We start from the raw sequence: 5,291 nt of genomic DNA on the forward strand, positions 1-5,291 counted from the left end.
CCCCCAAGGCGCCCCCGCCGCCCTCCGATAACGCTGCTCGCTTCGGTGTCCTACGCCCAGCGGTGCCGTTCGGGGGTGGGGCTGTTACGTGACGATGGGGCCAGTTTTTGCATTGTGGTGAAGTCGCCGGAGCTGAAGCGGTTTTTGGAGACGGCGACGACCGTTCGCGACTCCACGTCGGCGAAGACGCCATTGCCGCCGCTGCCGCCCCAGCCGATCACCGTCCGGCCCTCTGCGGGCCAGGGCGCGCCTATGAGGAACCCGAGTGATTTCGGTGAGGGGCCGCCGAACATCTCGTCCACGTCGTTGCGGGCTACGGCCGACAATTCGTGGAACCGGGACGGGGACACGAGCCGGACGCCGTCCACCTCGTCCATCAGCGCCGCCATCATGCGTGCCACGGCTCGCGCGGACATCGTGCCGCCTGCCGGGATGTCCGCCGCCAGCACGTCGGGACGGTTTCCGAAATCGGCGCTCGGCATCGCCTTCGGCGGGCCTGCGGTGTATCCGTCGACGACCTTGAACATCGGCATCGACGCGAGCATCCCTGGCGGGATATCGGTCATGCCGGACGGGTCGTCCAGCCGCGCCACCCGGGCTAGGTCGGCCTCCGGCACGCCGAAGTACAGCTCGTCGGCGACCCCCAGCGGCCCGGCCACCTCGTCCCGCAGCACCGCCGAGATCCGCCGCCCCGTCGCGCGCCGCACCACCTCGCCGAGGATGTAGCCGAACGTCTGGCTGTGGTATCCGGCCTTTTCGCCCGCGTCCCACCAAGGCTGCGCCGCCTCGATCGCCGCGCACATCTTGTCCCAGTCGCAGAGGTCTTCGGGGGTCGTGTCCACGGGCACGCCGGGCACGCCGGGCACGCCCGTCGAATGCGTCAGGGCATGCCGCACGGTCGTCGCCTCCTTGCCGTGCGCGCCGAACTCCGGCCAGAACTCCACGATCGGCGTGTCGTACTCAAGCACGCCTTTCTCCGCCAGCACGTGGACGACTGTCGCGGTGAGCGCCTTCCCGACGGACGTCCCGTACACGGGTGTATCGGACGCCATCGGACGTCCCGCCTCCGTGTCGGCCATGCCCGCGACGGCGTCCACCACCGGCTCGCCCTGCCGGTAGACGGCGACCTGTATGCCCGTCTCGGCTCCGGTCTCGACGAGCTGGTCGATCGTGTCCTGCACCTGCTTCTGCATGCGAAAACCCCTACCGGTCGTTCTGCGGGGAATTCATTGCCGGACCGTCGGCGCGTGCGCTCGCGTCCGTCCGTCCGTCCGGAGGTTCAGTCTTCGTCGTCGGCGGGCTCTTCGCCGCCGCCGCCGTCATCGTCGGCGGCGGCGTCCGAGGCGGGTTCCAGGTCGTCGTGGACGGACGGTCGCGTGGCCTGGTGAACCCGCACGGCCAGGATCGCCCGCGCAAACCGCGCCGCCAGCTCGCCGTCCATCACGTCCGGGACCTGGTCGACGCCGATCAGCGCGCCGGGCTTGGCGACGACCGCGCCGGACTCGCCCACCCGCACCCCACGCCCGTCGGCCAGGTCCTCCATGGACGGCAGGTCCAGCGCCGCGCGCAAGGTGTCCTGCAGGGCTCGGACGGTGGTGGCGTCGCGGTCGATGCGGATCTCGGCGGTGTCCGCGCGCTGCTCGGCCCGCTCGGCGCGGATCTCGGCGGCGTCGGCCCGCTCCTCGGCGCGGTCGGCGCGCGTGGCCAGCTCGGTGGCGCGCGCCACGACGGAGTCGCGCTCGACGGTGAGCCCCGCGATCTCGCCCTTCGCGGCGGACAGCTCGGCCCGCAACTGCCGCTCGGTTTCGACGGCGGCCTCTAGCCTGTCGCGCGCCTCGGTGAGGTCGGCGCGCGTGTTCGCGAGCTCCGTCCGCGCGGTGGCCAGCGCGGTCTGCTCGTTGGTCAGCCGGACGGCGAGGTCGTCGCGTTCCCGTTCGGCGTCCGTGCGCGCCTGATGCTCGGTGCTCCACGCCGCTTCGGCGCGCTTGCGGAGACCTTCGGCGTGCGCGGCTTCGTTGGCGGAGGTGGCGCGGGCCTGCTGCGACGCGCCGGCCTCCTTCCAGGCGTTGGCCTCGCTCTCCTGGGCGGCCATGACGCTGGCCTTCGCCGCCGCGGTGACCTTCTGCAGCTCCTCCTTCGCGTCGGCGGCCTCCTTCAGCGCCGCCTCCGCCCGCGCTTCGGCCTGCCGGGTGCGGTCGTCGGCGTCGGCGGCCTCGGCGCGCGCGCCGCTCGCCTCGGCCAGCGCCTTCTCCGCGCTGTCGAGCACGTCGCGTACTTCGCCGTCCAGCCGTTCACCCAGCGTGGACGTGGCTGCGGTGAGACGTCCGACCAAATCGGCGAGGCGCTCGACGTCCTTGCCGAAGGCCCGGACGGGCGCCGGATCGACCTCGGTGGTCGTACCGCGCTTGATGGCGGGCGATCCGCTGGTCAGTATCTCTGCCGACCCGCCGGACAGTGTGTTCGCCGGCCCGCCGGTCGGCATGTCAGCCGGTCCGGTGGCCGGCTCGTCAGCCGGTCCGCCGGTCGGCCCTTCGGCCGGCCGGTCGGCCGGACCGTCGTCCGCCAGCCGGAGCGGCGCGGTCAGCACGCCGTCGTCCGGGACACCCTGATCTTCGCGCACGGGGGCATCCTAGTGAAATGCCCTGATTTGCACCTCCCCCCTTGCGAACCACGTTTGTGGAACGGGCCATTCACCCCCGATCCGGCCTCCGTGCCCTGCAAGCGCAATGCGAGGACGCGGCGACACAGGGTAGGAGTGTCCGGGCGGCTCGGCCGGGCGGTCCGGTGACGTCCGGCCTGGACAGGGCAGAGGTACGTGCGGGGGCGGGCATGCCATTCCAGGACAAGATGCACGTTCAGCTCGTGCAGGGGAGGGCCCGGGACCCCGCCGGGCTACGCGAGGCCGCCGACCGCTGGTACCGGGAACTGGCCCCCGGCTCCCGGGGATGGCTCGGCACGACCGCCGGAGTGACCGAGGACGGCGAGTTCATCTGGCTGGTGCGCTTCAAGTCGACCCGGGCGGCGCACCGCAACGAGAAGCGGCGGGCACAGCGCGAATGGTGGGAGTCCACGTCCGCGCTGCTCGACGGCGAACCCACCGTCCACGACTGCTCCGACGTCGAGCCGTTCGGGGCGGGCGGGTCGGACGCGGCCGAGTTCGTCCAGATGATCCAGACGCGCGTCCGCGACCGGGAGGCGCTGCGCCCGTTCTGGACGGACGAGGAAGGACGGGCCATGGCGGAGGCCCGTCCGGACACCATCGGCGGGCTGTTCATCGTCCACCCGGACGGCGGCTGCACCATCGCGGTCTACTTCACCACCGAAGAGGACGCGCGCGACGGCGAGCGCCGGCCGATGCCGCCCGACCTCAAGGCGTGGCGGGACGATGAGATGTCGCATTACGTGGACGAACCCACCTTCTACGACCTGCGCAACCCCTGGCTGTACTCCCCGCCCTGACCCGAACCAGCCCGGCGAGCCGCTCATCGTCGTAGTGCTTGGCGGGCGTCCGCTTTCACCGGCTCAGCCGCGGGTCCGGGTCTCCTTGGGGCGGACGCCGTAGCGGAGACCGTCGATGAGCAGGGCGATCATGCGCTGGGTGTGTCCGTCGTCGTCCTGGACGGGCAGGGTCAGGTTGGCGACGGCGCGCAGCAGGTCCTCCGGATCGGCGTCGGCGCGGATCTCGCCCGCCTCCGCGGCGGCGGCGAGGAGCGTGCCGAGGACGGGCTCGAAGCGCTGTGAGAAGTAGGAAGGCAGGCTGTCGTAGGCCGGGTCCCCGGAGTGCAGGGCGGCGCTGAGCCCGCGTTTCGTGCCGATGAACTCCGCGAAGCGCAGCAGCCACCGGGTGAGCGCTTCGAGGGGTTCGTGCTCGTCCGCGAGGGCGGGGGCGGCGTCCGCGCACGAGTCGACCTCGTGCCGGAAGACGGCGGCGATGAGATCCGAGCGCTGCGGGAAGTGCCGGTAGAGCGTCCCGGCGCCCACGCCCGCCTTGGCGGTGATCTGCCGGACGGGGGCGTCCACGCCGGACGCGGTGAACACCTCGGCGGCCGCGGTCAGCAGAGCGTCGATGCTGCGCTGCGCGTCGGCCCGCACCCGCCGCTGCGGCTGCTCGTCCTCCAGCGGGTTGTCGCCAGGACGTTCGTCCACCGGCGGGTGGTGTGTCGGTCGGTCGGTCACGGGCGCACTCCACTCCGGCCACTCGGTTGCTAACCGGAACACTGTTCCGTATAGTCATATGCGGAACATCGTTCCGCTTGCTTCAGCCTAGCGCGTTGCGCGCTGCGGCACCGGCCATCGCACGAGGAGAATCATGAAGTACCGCACGCTGGGCCGAACCGGCATCAAGGTCAGCCCCTACTGCCTGGGCGCGATGATGTTCGGCGCGGTCGGCAACCCCGATCACGGCGACTCCGTCCGCATCATCCACAGGGCGCTGGACGCGGGCATCAACGTCGTCGACACCGCCGACTTCTACTCGCACGGCGAGTCCGAGGAGATCGTCGGCAAAGCGCTCAAGGGCCGCCGGGACGACGTCGTCCTCGCCACCAAGGCGCACCTCCCGATGGGGGACGACCCCAACCGCCGAGGCAATTCACGGCGCTGGCTCGTCCGCGCCCTGGACGACTCGCTGCGCCGCCTGCAGACCGATCACGTCGACTTCTTCCAGGTCCACCGGCCTGCCCCGGACACCGACGTGGAGGAGACCCTCTCCGCCCTCACCGACCTGATGCGCGCGGGCAAGGTGCGGGCCATCGGGAGTTCCACGTTCCCGGCCTCGGACATCGTGGAGGCGCAGTGGGTCGCCGAGCGGCGGGGCCTGTCGCGGTTCCGTACCGAGCAGCCGCCGTACTCGATCCTCAACCGCGGCATCGAGCGCGAGGTGCTGCCGGTCTGCGAGCGCTACGGCATGGGCACCCTGGTGTGGAGCCCACTCGCGCAGGGCCTGCTCACCGGCCGCTACCGCAAGGGCCAGCAGACCGACAGCCATCGGGCCGGGTTCGGTTTCAAGCACCTGACCGACGAGCGCCGCCTCGACGCCGTCGAGCAGCTCATCTCCCTCGCCCAGGACGCCGGGATGTCGCTGACGCACCTGGCGATGGCGTTCGCGATCGCCCATCCCGGCGTCACGTCCGCGATCATCGGCCCTCGCACCATGGAGCAGCTCGACGACCTCCTCGCGGGCGCCAAGACGGTGCTGACCGACGAGGTCCTCGACCGCATCGACGCCATCGTCCCGCCCGGTACCGACATCGGCACGCTGGACGCGGCCTACAACCTGTCTCTTATACACA

General features: G+C 71.5%; 5 protein-coding genes. 2 read left to right on the plus strand and 3 right to left on the minus strand.

The window, feature by feature from the left end:
• Positions 1–50: 50 nt before the first annotated feature.
• Entirely contained in the window at positions 51–1,193 is a 1,143-nt protein-coding gene (locus tag E1287_RS41870; RefSeq protein WP_131971467.1) for a serine hydrolase domain-containing protein, read from the minus strand.
• 86 nt (positions 1,194–1,279) lie between these two features.
• The gene (locus tag E1287_RS45245; RefSeq protein WP_207934791.1) at positions 1,280–2,620 is read right to left on the minus strand and encodes a PT domain-containing protein; all 1,341 of its coding nucleotides are present in this window, start codon (positions 2,618–2,620) and stop codon (positions 1,280–1,282) included.
• A gap of 209 nt (positions 2,621–2,829) precedes the next feature.
• Here E1287_RS45245 and E1287_RS41880 point away from each other — a divergent pair, with 209 nt between their 5' ends.
• Positions 2,830–3,459: a hypothetical protein gene (locus E1287_RS41880; RefSeq protein WP_131971469.1), complete on the plus strand. Its 630-nt coding sequence runs from the start codon at positions 2,830–2,832 to the stop codon at positions 3,457–3,459.
• A 63-nt stretch (positions 3,460–3,522) separates the two neighbouring features.
• Here the strand turns inward: E1287_RS41880 and E1287_RS41885 are convergent, their stop codons facing one another.
• Positions 3,523–4,176, minus strand: coding sequence for a TetR/AcrR family transcriptional regulator (locus tag E1287_RS41885; RefSeq protein WP_243719815.1), 654 nt, complete (start codon positions 4,174–4,176; stop codon positions 3,523–3,525).
• A 133-nt stretch (positions 4,177–4,309) separates the two neighbouring features.
• Between E1287_RS41885 and E1287_RS41890 the strand changes: the two genes are divergently transcribed.
• Positions 4,310–5,291, plus strand: a 982-nt coding sequence (locus tag E1287_RS41890) for an aldo/keto reductase (protein ID WP_131971471.1), incomplete at its 3' end; no start/stop codon positions are given.

This window comes from Actinomadura sp. KC06, from assembly GCF_004348735.1.
Classification (GTDB): Bacteria; Actinomycetota; Actinomycetes; order Streptosporangiales; family Streptosporangiaceae; genus Spirillospora.

What these genes read in the sequence shown, in the direction of transcription:
- E1287_RS41870 (WP_131971467.1), bottom strand. Translation starts at nt 1,193, where the DNA reads ATGCAGAAGCAGGTGCAGGACACGATCGACCAGCTCGTCGAGACCGGA.
- E1287_RS41880 (WP_131971469.1), top strand. Translation starts at nt 2,830, where the DNA reads ATGCCATTCCAGGACAAGATGCACGTTCAGCTCGTGCAGGGGAGGGCC.